The sequence below is a fragment of the Streptomyces sp. NPDC043876 genome (genome assembly GCF_056435825.1).
Genome location: NZ_JBWKDV010000001.1, coordinates 504,504 through 522,094, shown reverse-complemented (window position 1 = coordinate 522,094; position 17,591 = coordinate 504,504). Strand labels below are relative to the sequence as shown.

At 71.5% G+C, this 17,591-nt stretch carries 16 protein-coding genes and 1 riboswitch; of the genes, 8 read left to right on the top strand and 8 right to left on the bottom strand.

Features of this window, described 5'->3' with window-relative positions; translation table 11 throughout:
• Window positions 1–5 precede the first annotated feature (5 nt).
• On the bottom strand, window positions 6–1,238 hold the full coding sequence (gene rocD, locus AC0693_RS02605; RefSeq protein ID WP_469316981.1) for an ornithine--oxo-acid transaminase: 1,233 nt from the start codon (window positions 1,236–1,238) through the stop codon (window positions 6–8).
• 110 nt (window positions 1,239–1,348) lie between these two features.
• Window positions 1,349–1,439: riboswitch (ZMP/ZTP riboswitch) on the top strand.
• 34 nt (window positions 1,440–1,473) lie between these two features.
• Here rocD and AC0693_RS02600 point away from each other — a divergent pair.
• The 4 genes from AC0693_RS02600 (at window position 1,474) to AC0693_RS02585 (ending at window position 6,497) form a co-directional block, all read left to right on the top strand.
• Entirely contained in the window at window positions 1,474–2,742 is a 1,269-nt protein-coding gene (locus AC0693_RS02600; protein ID WP_356403996.1) for a serine hydroxymethyltransferase, read from the top strand.
• Window positions 2,743–3,617: 875 nt separating this feature from the next.
• Window positions 3,618–4,631 (top strand): tryptophan--tRNA ligase, encoded by a 1,014-nt coding sequence (gene trpS, locus AC0693_RS02595; RefSeq protein ID WP_356403999.1) that lies wholly within the window; start codon window positions 3,618–3,620, stop codon window positions 4,629–4,631.
• A gap of 137 nt (window positions 4,632–4,768) precedes the next feature.
• Window positions 4,769–5,356 carry a 2'-5' RNA ligase family protein gene (locus AC0693_RS02590; RefSeq protein ID WP_469316979.1) on the top strand — a complete coding sequence of 196 codons (588 nt, stop codon included), beginning with the start codon at window positions 4,769–4,771 and terminating at the stop codon, window positions 5,354–5,356.
• Window positions 5,357–5,591: 235 nt separating this feature from the next.
• Window positions 5,592–6,497: a YihY/virulence factor BrkB family protein gene (locus tag AC0693_RS02585; protein ID WP_469316978.1), complete on the top strand. Its 906-nt coding sequence runs from the start codon at window positions 5,592–5,594 to the stop codon at window positions 6,495–6,497.
• On the opposite strand, the gene AC0693_RS02580 is transcribed toward AC0693_RS02585, so the two are convergent.
• The gene (locus AC0693_RS02580; protein ID WP_469337584.1) at window positions 6,445–7,707 is read right to left on the bottom strand and encodes a D-alanyl-D-alanine carboxypeptidase family protein; all 1,263 of its coding nucleotides are present in this window, start codon (window positions 7,705–7,707) and stop codon (window positions 6,445–6,447) included. The genes AC0693_RS02585 and AC0693_RS02580 overlap by 53 nt on opposite strands.
• 121 nt (window positions 7,708–7,828) lie before the next feature.
• Between AC0693_RS02580 and AC0693_RS02575 the strand changes: the two genes are divergently transcribed.
• From AC0693_RS02575 to AC0693_RS02565, 3 genes are all read left to right on the top strand, one after another.
• Window positions 7,829–8,134 (top strand): SCO4848 family membrane protein, encoded by a 306-nt coding sequence (locus AC0693_RS02575; RefSeq protein ID WP_478800786.1) that lies wholly within the window; start codon window positions 7,829–7,831, stop codon window positions 8,132–8,134.
• A complete protein-coding gene (locus AC0693_RS02570) occupies window positions 8,131–9,495 on the top strand; it encodes a metallophosphoesterase (protein ID WP_478800785.1) in 1,365 nt (454 codons plus the stop codon). Before AC0693_RS02575 ends, AC0693_RS02570 begins: the two co-directional genes overlap by 4 nt.
• A 134-nt stretch (window positions 9,496–9,629) precedes the next feature.
• Window positions 9,630–11,186 (top strand): ABC transporter substrate-binding protein, encoded by a 1,557-nt coding sequence (locus tag AC0693_RS02565; protein WP_469317100.1) that lies wholly within the window; start codon window positions 9,630–9,632, stop codon window positions 11,184–11,186.
• Window positions 11,187–11,220: 34 nt separating this feature from the next.
• Here AC0693_RS02565 and AC0693_RS02560 read toward each other — a convergent pair whose 3' ends face one another.
• The 3 genes from AC0693_RS02560 to AC0693_RS02550 are packed head-to-tail and all read right to left on the bottom strand — an operon-like array spanning window position 11,221 to window position 12,854.
• Complete coding sequence (locus AC0693_RS02560) at window positions 11,221–12,003, bottom strand: TetR/AcrR family transcriptional regulator (RefSeq protein WP_356404011.1); 783 nt, start codon at window positions 12,001–12,003, stop codon at window positions 11,221–11,223.
• Between the two features lie 11 nt (window positions 12,004–12,014).
• The gene (locus tag AC0693_RS02555; RefSeq protein ID WP_478800784.1) at window positions 12,015–12,446 is read right to left on the bottom strand and encodes a thiol-disulfide oxidoreductase DCC family protein; all 432 of its coding nucleotides are present in this window, start codon (window positions 12,444–12,446) and stop codon (window positions 12,015–12,017) included.
• A 3-nt stretch (window positions 12,447–12,449) separates the two neighbouring features.
• The gene (locus AC0693_RS02550; RefSeq protein WP_356404015.1) at window positions 12,450–12,854 is read right to left on the bottom strand and encodes a hypothetical protein; all 405 of its coding nucleotides are present in this window, start codon (window positions 12,852–12,854) and stop codon (window positions 12,450–12,452) included.
• A gap of 119 nt (window positions 12,855–12,973) precedes the next feature.
• Between AC0693_RS02550 and AC0693_RS02545 the strand changes: the two genes are divergently transcribed.
• Window positions 12,974–14,278, top strand: a complete 1,305-nt coding sequence (locus tag AC0693_RS02545) for a protein kinase domain-containing protein (protein ID WP_478800783.1) — start codon at window positions 12,974–12,976, stop codon at window positions 14,276–14,278.
• A gap of 27 nt (window positions 14,279–14,305) precedes the next feature.
• Here the strand turns inward: AC0693_RS02545 and AC0693_RS02540 are convergent, their stop codons facing one another.
• The 3 genes from AC0693_RS02540 to sdhA all read right to left on the bottom strand — a co-directional run bounded on the left by AC0693_RS02540 (window position 14,306) and on the right by sdhA (window position 17,590).
• Entirely contained in the window at window positions 14,306–14,833 is a 528-nt protein-coding gene (locus tag AC0693_RS02540; RefSeq protein WP_469316972.1) for a hypothetical protein, read from the bottom strand.
• Between the two features lie 235 nt (window positions 14,834–15,068).
• The gene (locus tag AC0693_RS02535) at window positions 15,069–15,836 is read right to left on the bottom strand and encodes a succinate dehydrogenase iron-sulfur subunit (protein ID WP_356404021.1); all 768 of its coding nucleotides are present in this window, start codon (window positions 15,834–15,836) and stop codon (window positions 15,069–15,071) included.
• Complete coding sequence (sdhA, locus tag AC0693_RS02530) at window positions 15,836–17,590, bottom strand: succinate dehydrogenase flavoprotein subunit (protein WP_356404023.1); 1,755 nt, start codon at window positions 17,588–17,590, stop codon at window positions 15,836–15,838. Before sdhA ends, AC0693_RS02535 begins: the two co-directional genes overlap by 1 nt.
• Between the last annotated feature and the right edge of the window lies 1 nt (window position 17,591).

The following is a 17,591-nucleotide window of genomic DNA, read 5'->3' as shown; positions in this document are numbered from 1 at the left end:
CCGCTTCAGGCGGAGAGGACCGCCCGCAGCTGGTCGAGGCCCCAGTCCAGGTCCTCCTTGCTGATGACCAGCGGCGGGGCGATCCGGATCGTGGACCCGTGGGTGTCCTTGACCAGGACGCCCCGCTCCATCAGCTTCTCGGAGATCTCCCGGCCGGTGCCGAGCGCCGGATCGATGTCCACCCCGGCCCACAGCCCGCGCCCGCGCACGGCCGTCACCGCGCCGCCGCCCACCAGCAGCCCCAGCTCCCGGTGCAGGTGGTCGCCCAGCTCGGTGGCGCGCTGCTGGTACTCGCCGGTGCGCAGCATCGCGATCACCTCCAGGGCGACCGCGCAGGCCAGCGGGTTGCCGCCGAAGGTCGAGCCGTGTTCGCCGGGGTGGAAGACCCCCAGCACGTCCCGGTCGGCGACCACCGCCGACACCGGCACCACACCGCCGCCGAGCGCCTTGCCGAGGATGTAGACGTCCGGCACGACCCCCTCGTGGTCCAGCGCGAAGGTCTTCCCAGTCCGCCCGAGCCCCGACTGGATCTCGTCCGCCATGAAGAGCACGTTCCGCTCGCGCGTCAGCTCCCGTACGGCCGCCAGGTAGCCCGGCGGCGGCACCAGCACCCCCGCCTCGCCCTGGACCGGCTCCAGCAGCACGGCGACGGTGGTGTCCGTGACGGCCGCCGCGAGGGCGTCGAGGTCGCCGTAGGGGACGATGTCGAACCCGGGCGTGTAGGGCCCGTAGTGGTCGCGGGCCTCGGCATCGGTGGAGAAGGAGACGATGGTCGTCGTCCGGCCGTGGAAGTTGTTCGACGCGACGATGATCCGGGCCTGGCCGTCCGGGACGCCCTTGACCTCGTACCCCCACTTGCGCGCGGTCTTCACGGCGGTCTCCACCGCCTCCGCGCCCGTGTTCATCGGCAGCACCAGCTCCTTGCCGCACAGCGCCGCCAGCTCGCCGCAGAAGTCGGCGAAGCGGTCGTGGAAGAAGGCCCGCGAGGTGAGGGTGACCCGCTCCAGCTGCTCCTTCGCCGCGTCGATCAGGCGCCGGTTGCCGTGGCCGAAGTTCAGGGCCGAGTAGCCCGCGAGCATGTCGAGGTAGCGCTTGCCCTCCACATCGGTCATCCACGCGCCCTCCGCCGAGGCGACGACGACGGGGAGCGGATGGTAGTTGTGCGCGCTGTGCGCGTCGGCGGCGCTGATCGCCGCCGACGTGGCGGCATTGCTCTGTGCGTCGGTCTGAGTCGACACGGGGTCTCCGTTTCGTCCGTGCGGGACAGTGACGAGGGTGGCGTCATTGTCTATCTCGCTCACCAGGCGGACGCGGAAACCTCATCCGCGGCGCGGCCGCTAAGCTGGGCGGCACGCACGGCGACTGGCGCACGGAGAACGAACTCCGGGGGAGTCGTGCGCGCAGGACCGCATCAAGGGCCGCTCGCCTGGGCTTCGCGGGGACGACCACGACATCGACCCCGGAGGAGCCGCCATGTCCGCGAGCCGCCACCCCGCCCTCTTCGCGACCGACCCCGAACTCGCCTCGTTCGTCGCGGCGGAGGAGCAGCTGCAGGCCGATACCCTGCGCCTGATCCCCAGCGAGAACTACGTGTCCGCGGCCGTGCTGGAAGCGTCCGGCACCGTGCTGCAGAACAAGTACAGCGAGGGGTACCCGGGCCGCCGCTACTACGAGGGCCAGCAGAACATCGACCGGATCGAGGCGCTCGCGATCGAGCGGGCCAAGGGCCTGTTCGGCGTGGACCACGCGAACGTCCAGCCGTACTCCGGCTCCCCGGCCAACCTGGCCGTCTACCTCGCCTTCGCCGAGCCCGGCGACACCGTGATGGGCATGGCCCTGCCGATGGGCGGGCACCTGACGCACGGGTGGGGCGTGTCGGCGACCGGGACGTGGTTCCGGGGCGTGCGGTACGGGGTGCGCGCGGACACGGGCCTGATCGACTTCGACGAGGTCCGCGACCTGGCCCTCAAGGAGCGGCCGAAGGTCATCTTCTGCGGCGGCACCGCGCTGCCGCGGACCATCGACTTCGCCGCCTTCGCCGAGATCGCCGAGGAGGCGGGGTCGGTGCTGGTGGCCGACGTCGCGCACATCGCGGGCCTGATCGCCGGTGGCGCGCACCCCAGCCCGGTCGGGCACGTGGACGTCGTCTCCACCACCACGCACAAGACCCTGCGGGGGCCGCGCGGGGCGATGCTGATGTGCCGCGAGCAGCACGCGAAGGCCATCGACAAGGCCGTCTTCCCCGGGCTCCAGGGCGGGCCGCACAACCAGACCACGGCGGGCATCGCGGTCGCCCTGCACGAGGCCGCGCAGCCGGCGTTCGTCTCGTACGCGCACGGGGTGGTCGCCAACGCGAAGGCGCTCGCGGCAGCGCTGCTGGAGCGGGGCTTCGACCTGGTGTCGGGCGGTACGGACAACCACCTCATCCTGATGGACCTCACCTCGCGCGGGGTGCCGGGGAAGGTGGCGGCGAAGGCGCTGGACCGGGCGGGGATCGTCGTGAACTACAACACGGTGCCGTACGATGCGCGCAAGCCGTTCGATCCCTCGGGGGTGCGGATCGGGACGCCGTCGCTGACGTCGCGGGGGCTGCGGCCGGAGCACATGCCGGTGGTCGCGGACTGGATCGCGCGGGGGGTCGCGGCCGGGGCCGCCGCCGACGAAGCGGCGCTGGCGGCGATCCGCGCCGAGGTGACCTCCCTGATGGCCACCTTCCCGGCCCCGGGCCTCCCGGTGGCCTGACGCCCCTGCGCCCTCCTCCGGGCTGGTTGGGCGGGTCGCGGGGCGGCGCCCCCACCTGCGGCCCGCCCTCCCCTCCGGGGGCGCCTCAAACGCCGGCGGGGCTGAATCTGCCGGGTCGGCGGGACCGGGTGGGGGGCGCCGGTGGTGCCCCTGCCTGCGGCCCGCCCTCCCCTCCGGGGGCGCCTCAAACGCCGGCGAGGCTGGATGTGGGGGCCGGGGGTGGTGCCCTGCCTGCGGCTTGCTCTGCCCTCCGGGGGCGCCTCAAACGCCGGCGGGGCTGAGATTGCCGGGGGCGGGCGCCAATGGCCAGCGGGGCTGAGGTTGCCGGGGCGGGGCTTCAATAGCCAGCGGAGCAGAGGTTGCCGGGCCGGGGCCCGCGAACGCCGACGAGGCGGGTCGGCGAGGCCGGATGCGCGGCCACCGCTGCTGGATGACCGCAACCCCCTCCAGCCTCGCCGGCGTTTGAGGCGTCCCTGGAGGGTCAGCCGGGCACCGCCCGGTACCACCCCTCCAGCCCCGCCGGCGTTTGAGGCGTCCCCGGAGGGTCGGCCGGGTACTGCCCGGCACCACCCCTCCAGCCCCGCCGGCGTTTGAGGCGGCCCCGGAGGGTCAGCCGGGCACCGCCAGGTACCACCCGTCCAGCCCCGCCGGCGTTTGAGGCGCGCTCCCGGCGGGCGGCCGGTGGCGCCCATGGCCCCGGCGCCGGCGGCGGAAAGCGGTCGCTTGATTCGCGCAAGATCAAGCCGACCCCCTACGCACGGGTACGGCCGCCGACGCGGCACCGGCGGCCACCCCCACCCCCGCCCCCCGCCGGAGGCGCCCGGTTCAGGCCAGCGCGGGCCGAAGACCGCCCCCGCACCTGAGAGAATGGCGGCATGGCCTCTGACCGTCCCCGCGCGCTCTCCGGTATCCAGCCCACCTCCGGTTCGTTCCACCTCGGGAACTACCTCGGAGCGATTCGGCAGTACGTCGCCCTGCAGGAATCACACGACGCCTTCTACATGGTCGTCGACCTGCACGCGATCACCATGCCGCAGGATCCGAAGGAACTCCGCGCCAATACGCGGCTCTCCGCCGCCCAGCTGCTCGCCGCCGGCCTCGACCCCGAGCGCTGCACCCTCTTCGTGCAGAGCCACGTGCCCGAGCACGCGCAGCTCGGCTGGGTCATGAACTGCATCACCGGCTTCGGCGAGGCCGGCCGGATGACCCAGTTCAAGGACAAGTCCGCGAAGTCCGGCGCGAGCAACGCCACCGTCGGCCTGTTCACGTACCCGATCCTCCAGGTCGCCGACATCCTGCTGTACCAGGCGAACGCCGTCCCGGTCGGCGAGGACCAGCGCCAGCACATCGAGCTGACCCGCGACCTGGCCGAGCGCTTCAACCAGCGCTTCGGCGAGACCTTCACCGTCCCGGCCGCCCACATCGTCAAGGAGGTCGCGAAGATCTACGACCTCCAGGACCCGGCGGTCAAGATGTCGAAGTCGGCGTCCACCCCCAAGGGCCTGATCAACCTCCTGGACGAGCCCAAGGCCACCGCGAAGAAGATCAAGAGCGCGGTCACCGACACCGAGGCCGAGATCCGCTTCGACGCCGTGCACAAGCCCGGCGTCAGCAACCTGCTCACGATCTACTCCACCCTCACCGGTACGGCGATCCCGGTCCTGGAGGAGAAGTACGAGGGCAAGGGCTACGGCGCGCTCAAGACCGACCTGGCCGAGGTCATGGTCGATTTCGTCACCCCCTTCCAGCAGCGCACCCAGGAGTACCTCGACGACCCGGCGACGCTGGACGACGTACTCGCCAAGGGCGCGGACAAGGCCCGCGCGGTCGCCTCGCAGACCCTCGCGAGCGCCTACGACCGGCTCGGTTTCCTGCCCGCCAAGCACTGACCGGGGGCCCTCGAACGGCTGGGACCTGCGACTCTGGCCGTTTGGCAGAGCTGCCCTCACACTGGGGGCGGAAGACCTCGCACAGGCCGCGCACAGACGCATCCGGACGACCGCATCAGATGACGGAGGAGACATACGTGGGGACCGTAACGCTCGGCGTTTCGATCGCGGTCCCGGAGCCGTACGGCAGCCAGCTCCAGCAGCGGCGCGCCGGCTTCGGGGACGCTGCCGCGCACGGCATCCCCACCCACGTCACCCTCGTGCCGCCGACGGAGGTGGACGCGGACCGGCTGCCGGCGATCCGCGCCCACCTGGCCGAGGTCGCGGCGGCCTTCCGCCCGTTCGCGATGCGCCTCGGCGGCACGGGTACCTTCCGGCCGCTCTCGCCCGTGGTCTTCGTCAAGGTCGTCGAGGGCGCCACCGGCTGCACCCGGCTCCAGGCCCAGCTCCGCGACCCGCACGGCCCGGTCAGCCGCGAGCTGGCCTTCCCCTACCACCCGCACGTCACGGTCGCCCACGGGATCTCCGAAGAGGCGATGGACCTGGCCTTCGAGTCCCTCGCCGACTACGACGCGGACTGGCTCTGCACCGGCTTCGCGCTCTACGAGCAGGGCTCCGACGGGGTCTGGCGCAAGCTGCGCGAGTACCCCTTCGGGACGGGCCCGACGGGCGTGCCGGCGCAGGCCGGCTCACCCGTCGACGAGCCCACCGCGCACCGCGCCTGACCCCCCGCGTCCACCCGGCCCGCCAGGTCCGCCCGGGGCGCCCCGGCCGCCCGGCTCCGGCCGGCCGGGCCGCGCAGCGGGCGCAGGGCCCGCCGGGTGCGGAAGCGGAGCGAGCGCAGGAGCAGGTCGTGGAACGGGCGGTCGGTCGTCGAGATGCGAAAAGTCACAATCGACGACCGTAGCGTCCAAAAGCGGCAATCCCGGCTATTTCCGGACGCTGAATTACGGTGACCCCATGGACTGGCTGACGAAACTCCCGCTGATCGGGCCCTGGGTGAGCCGCCTCATGCGGACCCACGCCTGGCGTTCGTACGAGCGCCTGGACCGGGTGCGGTGGAGCCGGCTTGCCGCGGCCGTCACCTTCATCAGCTTCCTCGCGCTCTTCCCGCTCATCACGGTCGCCGCGGCCATCGGCGCGGCGCTGCTCACCCGCGACCAGCTCGACCGGCTGGAGGCCAACTTGGCCAAGCAGGTCCCCGGCATCTCCGACCAGCTCGACCTCGACGCGCTGGTCGCCAACGCGGGCACGGTCGGCCTCGTCGCCGCCGGGGTCCTGCTCTTCACCGGCATCGGCTGGGTCGGATCCCTGCGCGGCTGTCTGCGCGCGGTCTGGGACAAGGACGACGAGGACGACGGGAACCCCTTCGTCCGCAAGGGCAAGGACGCCCTGGTCCTGATCGGCCTCGGCGGCGCGGCCCTCGGCTCGGCCGCCGCGTCGATCATCGGCTCCAGCGCGGTCGGCCGCGTCGGCGCGTGGCTGGGCATCCCCGACCACGGCGGCGGTGGCGCGGTCCTGCGCGCCGCCGCCTTCGCGGTCGGGGTGCTGGCCGCCTTCCTGCTCCTGCTGTACGTCCTGACCCTGCTGCCCGGCGTGCAGCCGCCGCGCCGCCGCCTGCTGGAGGCGGCCCTCATCGGCGCGGCCGGCTTCGAACTGCTGAAACTGCTGCTCAGCGGCTACATGCGGGAGGTCGCGAGCAAGAGCATGTACGGGGCCTTCGGCGTCCCGATCGCGCTGCTGCTCTGGATCAACTTCACCGCGAAGCTGCTCCTCTTCTGCTCCGCCTGGACGGCCACCGGTGACGAGGAGGTCAGCTCGGATCCCGGTCCCGCCCCTGACGCCCGCGCGGCCAGCGCCGGTTGATCAGGAACGCCCCGGCGGCCATCGCCGCCACCACACCGCCCGCGATGCCCAGCGCGGTGCCGAGCCCGCCGCCGCTCTCCTCGTCCGCCGAGGCGGGACTGGTGTCGTGCACCTCGGCGGGGGAGCCGACCGAGGAGGTGTCCGCGCTCTTCGGCGGCACCAGCTGACCGACCGGCTTGACCTTCCCGGCCGCCGCGAAACCCCAGTCGAAGAGGGTCGCGGTCTCCTCGTAGACCGAGTTGAGGCCGCCCGCGCTCGGGTTCATCACGGTCACCACCAGCTTCTTGTCGCCGCGCTGGGCGACGCCGGTGAAGGTCGAGCCGGCCATGGTGGTGTTGCCGTTCTTCACCCCCGCGATGCCCTTGTACGGGCTGACCCCGCCCACGCCCGTCATCAGCCGGTTCGTGTTCTGGATCTCGAACGCGTCGCGCGGCTGGCCGGGCTTCTGCTCGCCCGGGAACCTCGCGCTCGCGGTGGCGGCGTACTCCCGGAAGTCCTTCTTCTGCAGCCCGGAGCGGGCGATCAGGGTCAGGTCGTACGCACTGGACACCTGGTCCGGGGCGTCGTAGCCGTCCGGGGAGATCACGTGCGTGTCGAGGGCCTGCAACTCCTCGGCGTGCGCCTGCATGTCCTTGACGGTCTTCTCGACGCCGCCGTTCATGGCCGCCAGCACGTGCACGGCGTCGTTGCCCGAGCGCAGGAACACCCCGAGCCACAGGTCGTGCACGGTGTACTCCAGGTCCTCCTTCACCCCGACCAGGCTGCTGCCCGCGCCCACCCCGGCCAGCTCCTCCTGGCTGACCTTGTGCACCTGCTCCTTGGGGAGCGAGGGCAGCACGGTGTCCGCGAACAGCATCTTCAGGGTGGAGGCCGGGGGCAGCCGCCAGTGCGCGTTCTGGGCGGCCAGCACCTCGCCGCTCTCCGCGTCGGCCACGATCCAGGAACGGCCCGACAGGTTCGCGGGCAGCGCGGGCGCCCCCGGCAGCAGATTGACCTGCGGTCCCGGCTGGCCCAGCAGGATCCCGCCGACCTGGGACATCCCCGCGGGCGGCGCGGGGGCCTTCACGGGGGGCTTGCCGCCCTTGGCGTCCCCGGACGGGGTGGGCGCGGGGGCGGGAGGGGGAGTGACGGCGTACGCGGGGGCCACGGCCAGGGCGGGCAGCAGCAACGCGGCGGAGAGGACCGTCAGCGCGGTCTTTTTGGCAGACACGGACGCGAACGTACATCGCAACGCCGCGTCAGCCGCTCCGCTGCGGCCAACCCGCCGCAACCACCGCCGGGACAGCCCACCCCCGCGCGTCCGTCCCGGGGACGGAACCGATACTGGGCCCATGAGACTCAGCCGCGCCGCATCCTGGTTCCTGCTCGCCTTCGGGGTGTGGAGCTGGTTCATCTGGGTGTCTTTCGTCCGGAACCTGTGGAAGGACGGCAGTGGACTGGCCTTCGACGCCGCCGGTGAGCCCACCGCGTACTTCTGGGTGCACCTGCTGCTCGCCGTCACGTCCTTTCTCCTGGGGACGGGTGTAGGGGTCATCGGGTTGCTCGGGGTACGGGCGCTGCGGCGCGGATCACGGGATGCGGATGCGGGGTCGGGCTCCGGGGCGGGCTCCGGGCCGGGCCCGGGGGACGTCGCGTGAGCGTCCTGGTGGTCGTCCTGGTGGTGCTGGCGGTGCTCGCGCTGCTGGTGCTGGTGCACCGGTGGCTGTGGGTCCGCCTGGTCCGCGACACGACCGCCCCGGGCGGGTGGGCGCGCCGCGTGCTGACCGGGTGCGCGTTCGCGCTGCCGGTGCTGTCGCTGGCGGCCCTGCTCGTGGGGCGGGCGGGGGCGCCGTTCTGGGTGCAGCGGGTGGTGGCGTGGCCGGGGTTCATGTGGCTGGCGGTGCTGTTGTACCTGGTGCTGGCCATGCTGGTGGCGGAACCGGTACGTCTGCTCCTCCTCCGCCGCCGCACCCCCGCCTCGATCGCCGGCGAGGCTGATGTTGCCGACCCGGTGCCCGCCGGTGCGGCGGGGCCCGCCTCCGGCGGCGCTTCAAACGCCGGCGGGGCTGAGTCGGGTGACCCTGACGCTGCGACCGATCCAGCCTCGCCGGCGTTTGAGGCGCCGCCGGAGGCACGGGAGGGGCGCTCCGCGGACCCGCCGCCAACGGGAGCCGCGGACGCCACCGGCACGCGCACGCGCCGCGTGTTCGTCGCGCGGGCGCTGGCGGCGGCGGCGGTGGCCGCGGCGGGCGGCACGGTCGCGTACGGCACGTACGGCGTGCTCCGCGGCCCCCGGGTCAAGCGCGTCACCGTCCCCCTGGCCAAACTCCCCCGCGCGGCCCACGGCTACCGCATCGCCGTCGTCAGCGACATTCACCTCGGCCCCGTCCTCGGCCGCGCCCACACCACCCGCATCGTCGACGCCGTCAACGCGACCCAGCCGGACCTGATCGCCGTCGTCGGCGACCTCGTGGACGGTTCGGTCCACGACCTCGGGTCCGCAGCCGAGCCGCTGGCCCGGCTGCAGGCCCGGCACGGGAGCTTCTTCGTCACCGGCAACCACGAGTACTTCTCGGGCGCCCGGCAGTGGGTGGACCACGTCCGCGAGCTGGGCCTGCACCCGCTGGAGAACGCCCGCCGGGAGCTGCCGTACTTCGACCTCGCGGGCGTCAACGACGTCGCCGGCGAGAGCGAGGGGCAGGGCCCCGACTTCGAGCGGGCCCTCGGCGGCCGCGACCGCACCCACCGCACGGCGGTGCTCCTCGCGCACCAGCCGATCGTGATCCACGACGCCGTCCGCCACGGCGTGGACCTCCAGCTGTCGGGCCACACGCACGGCGGCCAATTGTGGCCGGGAAACTACCTTGCGGAGCTCGCCAACCCGACCGTTGCGGGGCTGGAGCGTTACGGGGACACTCAGCTTTATGTGTCGCGGGGAGCCGGTGCGTGGGGACCGCCCGTGAGGGTCGGTGCACCCTCCGACATCACCATCGTTCAACTTGCCTCATACCAGACATAATTCGTCGGAACCGAGACCGAAACGCCCTTCCACCTCCCAATTTTCCGTGATTGGGTGACCGGTAATCGGATAAACATGCGCCAGCAGCGGACACGCGGCGGGGCGCGGGGTGGGCAATGAGGAGTTCAGGGATGCTGCGGTCTGTCCGCTCGAAGATCATCGCGGCCGGGCTGGTCCTGGGCGTCGCGGGGGCGGGCGCCTGGGTGCTGCTGCCCGACGACGCCGCCGGACATGGCGCGATCACGGTGGGTACGACCGACGCCGTGTCCTCGCTGGACCCGGCCGGGGCGTACGACGCCGGCTCCTGGGCGCTGTACAGCAACGTCTACCAGTCGCTGCTGACCATCAAGCCGGGCTCGGACGTGCCCGTCCCGGACGCGGCCACGGCCTGCAAGTTCATCGGGGCCAAGCTCACCACGTACCAGTGCGAGCTGCGTACCGACGTGAAGTTCTCCAACGGCCGCGCGATCACGGCCGAGGACGTGAAGTTCTCCGTCGACCGGATCAAGGCGATCAACTCCAAGCAGGGCCCCGCGCCGCTGTTCAACACCCTGGAGTCGGTCAAGGCCGAGGGCCGCACGGTCACCTTCAACCTCTCCGCCCGCGACGCCACCTTCCCCTTCAAGATCGCGACCGGCGCCGCCGCCATCGTCGACAAGGACAAGTACCCGGCGAAGGCGCTGCGCGACGACGACAAGGTGGACGGCTCCGGGCCGTACGTCCTGGGCGCCTACAAGGAGGGCGCGAGCGCCGAGCTGAAGCCGAACCCCGCGTACAAGGGTGCGGTCAAGGAGGCCAAGGCCCCCGTCACGGTGAAGTACTTCAAGGACTCCGACACGCTGAACGCGGCCTGGAAGGGCCACGGGATCCAGGTCGCCCACCGCGACATGCCCCCGGAGGTCCTCGCGGGCCTCACCCCGAGCCTGAAGGACACCCGCTACCAGGAGTCCGGCGGCACCGAGATCCGCAGCATGTTCTTCAACGTCCGCCAGAGCTCGCCGATGGGCAAGCAGGCGGTGCGCCAGGCGGTCGCCGCCCTGCTGGACCGGTCCAAGATCGCGGGGGACACGTACAAGGGCACGGTCACCCCGCTGTACTCCATCGTCCCGGCGGGCATCGCGGGCCACAGCACGCCGTTCTTCGACTTCTACCCGGCGCCGAACGCGGCCACCGCGAAGAAGATCCTCAAGGACGCCGACATCACCACGCCCGTCAGCTTCAAGCTCGGGTTCAACGTGCGCGGTGCGAACGTCCCCGAGGCCGCCGAGATCAAGCGGCAGCTGGAGTCCTCGGGCCTCTTCCAGGTGCAGACCGAGGCCGTGCCCGTCTGGGAGGACTTCCAGAAGGGCTACGCGGAGGGCAGGTTCGACGCCTACACGGTCGGCTGGATCCCCGACTTCCCGGACGCGGACAACTTCACCTCCCCGCTCATCGGCGCCGACTCCAGCATGAACACCGGCTTCGCCGACAAGCAGGTGGGCGACCTGATCACCCGTACCCAGTCCTTCTCCAACCGCGGCGAGGCCTCGAACGACTTCCGCGAGCTCCAGCGGCAGGTCGCGCAGCAGATCCCGATGGTGCCCATCTGGCAGAAGAAGGACTACGTCCTCTCCCGCGAGGCCGTCACCGGCGCGCAGTACCTCTCCGACGGCACGGGCGTGTGGCGCCTGTGGGAGCTGAACTGGCTGTAGGGGAGCCCCAGGGCCCCCGGAGGCGTCGGACGGCTCAGCCGTCCGACGCCTTTTCCGTGTCCTGCCCCTCCGGCGCGTCCGGCGCGCCCGCCTTGGCCGACTTGGAGAACCGGGACGCCTTCTTCGTGGCGGCCGCCGCCTGGGCCATGCCGGGCAGGAAGTCCGCGAACAGCTCGTGCAGTTCGCGCACCAGCGGCCGCAGCACGCGGAACCGGGCCAGCACGATCCCGCGCGTGGTCAGCTGCGCACCGCGCTCGGCCAGCCGCCGCGTCTTCTCGCTGTTCTCGGAGCGGTCGAAGACCCAGTAGAGGACCAGGCCCATCTGCGAGAGCCACATCAGCTCCGGCAGTACGTCGGCCAGTTCCTCGGGCACCTTGGTCTTGGCCCCGGCCAGCACTTCCCGGTGCATGTCGATGGCCTGGCGCCGGGCGGGCTCCGACTCGGCCGAGAACGGGCTGAGCGGGCTTTCCGGGTCCGCCGCGTTCTTGAAGAACTGCGCGGCGAACTCGTGGAAGGGCTCCGCGATGTCCAGCCAGCTCGTGAAGACCCCCGCGAGCCTCTTCTGCAGGTCGCTCTCCTGCTCCAGGATCGGCCGGACGGCAGCCTGGTGGGAGCTGCCGATCCGGTCGTAGAAGCCCTGGACCAGGTGTTCCTTGGACTCGAAGTAGTAGTAGGCGTTGCCCACCGAGACCCCGGCCTCCTTGGCGATGGCCCGCATGGTCGTCTTGTCGTAACCGCGCTCCTGGAAGAGCTTGAGCGCGGTTTCGAGGATCAGCGTGCGGGTGTGTTCGCTCTTGGGAGCCTTCTGATCAGTCACGGTGTCCGACCCTATCGGGGTACGGCGCACTGGTCGTTACAGACCGCCTCGGCCCCGGCGCCCGGCGTCGTGCGGACGGCTCCGCGCCATGCGGCCGCCGCGAGCACCGTGCCGCGGGCGAAGGGCCGGCCGGCCGCCGTGGCCAGCCAGTTGGCCTTCGGCCGGTGGTCGGCCAGGGCCCACAGGGCGACGATGAAGGCGTCCGCTCCGGTCCACACCTGCCCCCGGTCCCCGACCACGGTGATCTCGCGGAGCGTGGCGGCGTGGTCGAGCCGCGGGAAGCGGTGCCGGGCCTCCGGCGAGCCGGCCGGGACGAGCGCCACGGGGACCAGGCAGCGCTGGGTCGTCAGCCAGTTCCTGATGTGCACGCAGAGCGCGCACCGGGCGTCGTAGAGGACGACGAGCTTGCGTACGGGCGCACCCGCGGGGCGGTCGGCGGCCACCGGTCAGGCTCCGGCCGGAGCGGTCCACGCCTGGGGCGCGACCGGCGGGGTCTGCTGGCGCTCCATGATGCTCCGGCGGCGGATCTTGTTGAGCACCCACACGTTGCCGAGGTGCATCACGCCGAGGACGAGCAGGACGACGCCGAGCTTGAGCGAGAGGGCCTCGAAGATCCCGCGGGCCTCGGTGACGGCTTCGTCGGCTTGCAGGTAGAGGGCCACGAAGCCGAGGTTGACGAGGTAGAACCCGACGACCAGCAGGTGGTTGACGGCGTCGGCCAGTTTCTCGTTGCCCTGGAGGACGTCGGCGATGAAGATGCGGCCGTTGCGGGTGAGGGTGCGGGCCACCCAGACGGTGAGCGCCACGCTGACGAGCAGGTAGATGACGTAGGTGAGCACGGTGAGATCCATGAGCCCGCTTCCTTGAACGCGTTCAACTGCTGACGTCGATGACTCTAGACCTAATTTTGAACACGTTCAAGCCATCTGATGCCCCCCTGCGGCGGCGCGGCCTGACCTACCATCCGGGCATGGGGGATGTGTTCGAGAACGGGACGACCGTGGCCCAGGGCCGCTACCGCATAGAGGGGTTGCTCGGCGGCGGCGGCATGGCGCAGGTCTACCGCGCCCACGACGAACGGCTCGGGCGCACCGTGGCGCTGAAGGCGATGCGCGGCGACCTCCCGCACGATCCCGGCTGGGCGGCCCGCTTCCGGCGCGAGGCCCGGGCGATGGCGGCGCTGAGCCATCCCAACGTCGTGGCCGTCCACGACACGGGCGAGGAGCCGGGAGCGGACGGCGCCGGGCCCGTCCCCTTCATCGTCATGGAGCTGATCGCCGGCCGCACGCTCGCCGAGCACCTGGCCGAGCGCGGCCCCCTGCCGGTCGCCGAGGCGCTCGACCTGGCCGCGCAGATGCTCGCCGCCCTGGCCGCCGCGCACGCGCACGGGCTCGTCCACCGGGACATCAAGCCGGGCAACGTCCTGCTGACCGGCGACGGCACCGCCAAGGTCGCCGACTTCGGCATCGCCGCGACCGCCGAGTCCGGCGCGACCGCCCTCACCCGGGCCGGCACGGCCATCGGCACCCCGCCCTACATGTCACCGGAGCAGATCGAGGGCCGTGCGGGCGTCGACGGGCGCTCCGACCTCTACGCGCTGGGGGTCGTACTCTTCGAGATGCTGGCCGGCCGGGTCCCGTTCGAGGCCGACTCCGGCTTCGCCGTCGGCTACCTGCACGTCCACGCCGAGCCGCCGACCCTGGCCGCCCTCGGCATCGGCGTACCGGCGCCCGTACAGGGGCTGCTGACCACGGCGCTGGCGAAGCGGCCGGAGGACCGCTTCCCGGACGCCGCGACCATGCGCTCGGCGGTCCTCATCGGGGCCCGCTCGCACCCGCCGACGGAGGTGGTACGGACCTCCGCGCTCGCCATGGCGCCCACGCAGCCCGCTCCGGCCCGCGCGCTGCCGCCCGTACCCGTGACGCCGCCCCGCCCCGCCGGGCGCCCCGGGGGCCTTCCCGCGGGCGTCAGGCGCCTCTTGCGCCCCCTGCCACGGCTGTCGCGCAAAGTGGTCAAGTTCCTGCTGCTGGTGCTCTCACTGCTGAACGGCTGGCTGATCGGCTTGCTTGCGTTCGGCGGGGGCAACCCGCCGCTGCGGGCGATCCTCGTCCTCGGCCTGGTGGGCGGCGGCTGCGTCTGGTTCGGCGGCGCGAACCGGCGCCGCCGCATCAGCGGCCCGATCACCTTCTTCTCCGAGCTGCTGACGGCCACGTCGTGGCTGGTCCACGTCGTGGCCGTGCTGGTCAGCGGGGCCCTGCTGCTGACGAAGCGCTGAGCCCCGGGCGGCCGGGCCCGGCGCTCGTCACATGCTGAGCGAGCGGGCGTAGTTGAGCTGGTTCATCACCCAGGGGAAGGTGTTCACGTCGGTCGCCGGGATCATCGTGGAGTGGTGGCGGCCGCCGCTGGTGACCGTCACCTGGATGTAGCCGGTGGTGATCTTCTCCTTCATCAGGAGGAAGAGCAGGCCGAGCAGGCAGAAGACGGCGAAGACGACCGCGAGCACGATGGACGAGGTGGGGATCTTCTCCTCGGTGCGGGAGAAGTCCGTGGCGTTCCACATCGCGCCCTTGAGGGGCATGGGACCGCTCGGGGTGATGATCTGGTCCCCGGCGACGGTGATGTCCCCGAGGCTCAGGGACGCCATCCCCGGACCGCCCGCGGCGGGCAGCGCGTACGGCACGCCCGCACCGCCGACGGTGGGCTGGTAGGGCGGGGCGTCGGGATAGGGCTGGGGGTACCCGTAACCGGGGTTGCCGGGGCCCCACTTGGGCTCGCCCTGTCCACCCTGGCCGGGCTCGCCTGCGTACGGGTTCGGCTGCTGCTCACTCATATGGCCGATCTTTCCACAGTCCCCGCACACGGCCCACGGGTCCGGGTGCCCACTGCCTACCGCGCGGTGAGGTCTGCGGTGATCGCCAGACCCCTGGCGGGGCCGTCGGGGATCGTGACGGGGGTGCCGTAGCGGACCCGGGTCTTCGCGCCGTACGGGGGACCGGTACGGCGAGGGCCCCGCCCCCGGTGCGAACACCGGGGGCGGGGCCCTCGTACGAGCGGTGACCCTGGGGTCAGAAGCGGCGGGTGATCAGGGCCCGCTTGACTTCCTGGATGGCCTTCGTGACCTCGATGCCGCGGGGGCACGCGTCGGTGCAGTTGAAGGTCGTGCGGCAGCGCCACACGCCGTCCTTGTCGTTCAGGATCTCCAGGCGCTGCTCCCCGGCCTCGTCGCGCGAGTCGAAGATGAAGCGGTGCGCGTTGACGATCGCCGCCGGGCCGAAGTACTGGCCGTCGTTCCAGAACACCGGGCACGAGGACGTGCACGCGGCGCACAGGATGCACTTGGTGGTGTCGTCGAAGCGCTCGCGGTCCTCAGCGGACTGCAGGCGCTCGCGCGTCGGCTCGTTGCCCGTGGTGACCAGGAACGGCATGACGTCCCGGTACGCCTGGAAGAAGGGCTCCATGTCGACGATGAGGTCCTTCATCACCGTGAGGCCCTTGATGGCCTCGACGGTGATGGGCTTCTCCGGGTTGATGTCCTTGATCAGCGTCTTGCAGGCGAGCCTGTTCTTGCCGTTGATCCGCATCGCGTCGGAGCCGCAGATGCCGTGCGCGCAGGACCGCCGGAAGGTCAGCGTGCCGTCGAGGTCCCACTTGATCTTGTGGAGACCGTCGAGCACGCGCTCCTTCGGGTCGATCTCGATCTGGTAGTCCTGCCAGGTCGACTCGTCCGAGATCTCGGGGTTGAAGCGCCGGATCCGGAACGTGACCGTGATGAACGGGGAGGCCGCGGCCGCCGCTTCCATCTGGTCGTTCTTGCTGAGGGTCGGGGTGGCCATCAGTACTTACGCTCCATCGGCTGGTAGCGGGTGACGACGACGGGCTTGTAGTCCAGCCGGACGGATTCCTTGCCGTCGTCGCCGACCTCGCGGTACGCCATGGTGTGGCGCATGAAGTTGACGTCGTCGCGGTTCGGGTAGTCCTCGCGGTAGTGACCGCCGCGGGACTCCTTGCGCGCCAGGGCCGAGACGGCCATGACCTCGGCCAGGTCGAGCAGGTTGCCCAGCTCGATGGCCTCCAGCAGGTCCGTGTTGAACCGCTTGCCCTTGTCCTGGACGGAGACGTTCAGGTACCGCTCGCGCAGCTCCGCGATCTTCTCGACCGCGGTCTTGATCGTCTGCTCGGTGCGGAACACCATCACGCAGGCGTCCATCGTCTCCTGGAGCTCCAGGCGCAGGTCGGCGACCCGCTCCTTGCCCGTGGAGTTGCGCAGCCGCTCGACCTGGTCGATCACCATCTGCGCCGGGTTCTCCGGCAGCTCGGCGTAGTCGTTCTCCGCCGCGTACCTGGCGGCCGCGATGCCCGAGCGCTTGCCGAAGACGTTGATGTCCAGCAGCGAGTTGGTGCCCAGGCGGTTGGCGCCGTGCACGGAGACGCAGGCGACCTCGCCGGCCGCGTACAGGCCCGGGACGACGGTGGTGTTGTCCCGCAGGACCTCGCCCTCGACGTTGGTCGGGATGCCGCCCATGGCGTAGTGCGCGGTGGGCTGGATCGGGATCGGGTCCGTGTAGGGCTCGATGCCGAGGTACGTGCGCGCGAACTCCGTGATGTCGGGCAGCTTGGCGTCCAGCTGCTCCGGCGGGAGGTGCGTCAGGTCCAGGTACACGTGGTCACCGGCGGGACCGCAGCCGCGGCCCTCACGGATCTCGGTGTAGATGGAGCGCGAGACGACGTCACGGGACGCGAGGTCCTTCATGACCGGCGCGTACTTCTCCATGAAGCGCTCGCCGTCCTTGTTGCGGAGGATGCCGCCCTCACCGCGGGCGCCCTCCGTCAGCAGGATGCCCATGCGCCAGATGCCCGTCGGGTGGAACTGGAAGAACTCCATGTCCTCCAGCGGCAGACCGCGCCGGTAGCAGGCCGCCTGGCCGTCACCGGTGAGGGTGTGCGCGTTGGAGGTCACCTTGAAGAACTTGCCCGTGCCGCCGGAGGCGTAGATGACGGACTTCGCCTGGAAGACGTGGATCTCGCCGGTCGCCAGCTCGTACGCGACGACGCCGGCCGACTTCTGGACGCCGTCCTCCTCGACGAGGAGCTGGTCCAGGACGTAGAACTCGTTGAAGAACTCCACGCCCTCCTTGACGCAGTTCTGGTACAGCGTCTGGAGGATCATGTGACCGGTGCGGTCCGCGGCGTAGCAGGACCGGCGGACCGGCGCCTCGCCGTGGTTGCGCGAGTGGCCGCCGAAGCGGCGCTGGTCGATGGTGCCGTCCGGGGTGCGGTTGAACGGCAGGCCCATCTTCTCCAGGTCGAGGACCGCGTCGATGGCCTCCTTCGCCAGGATCTCGGCGGCGTCCTGGTCGACCAGGTAGTCACCGCCCTTGACCGTGTCGAAGGTGTGCCACTCCCAGTTGTCCTCTTCCACGTTGGCGAGCGCGGCGGCCATGCCGCCCTGCGCGGCGCCCGTGTGGGAGCGGGTCGGGTACAGCTTCGTGAGCACCGCGGTGCGGCTGCGCTTCGTCGCCTCGATGGCGGCGCGCATGCCCGCGCCGCCGGCGCCGACGATGACGGTGTCGTACTTGTGGATCTTCATC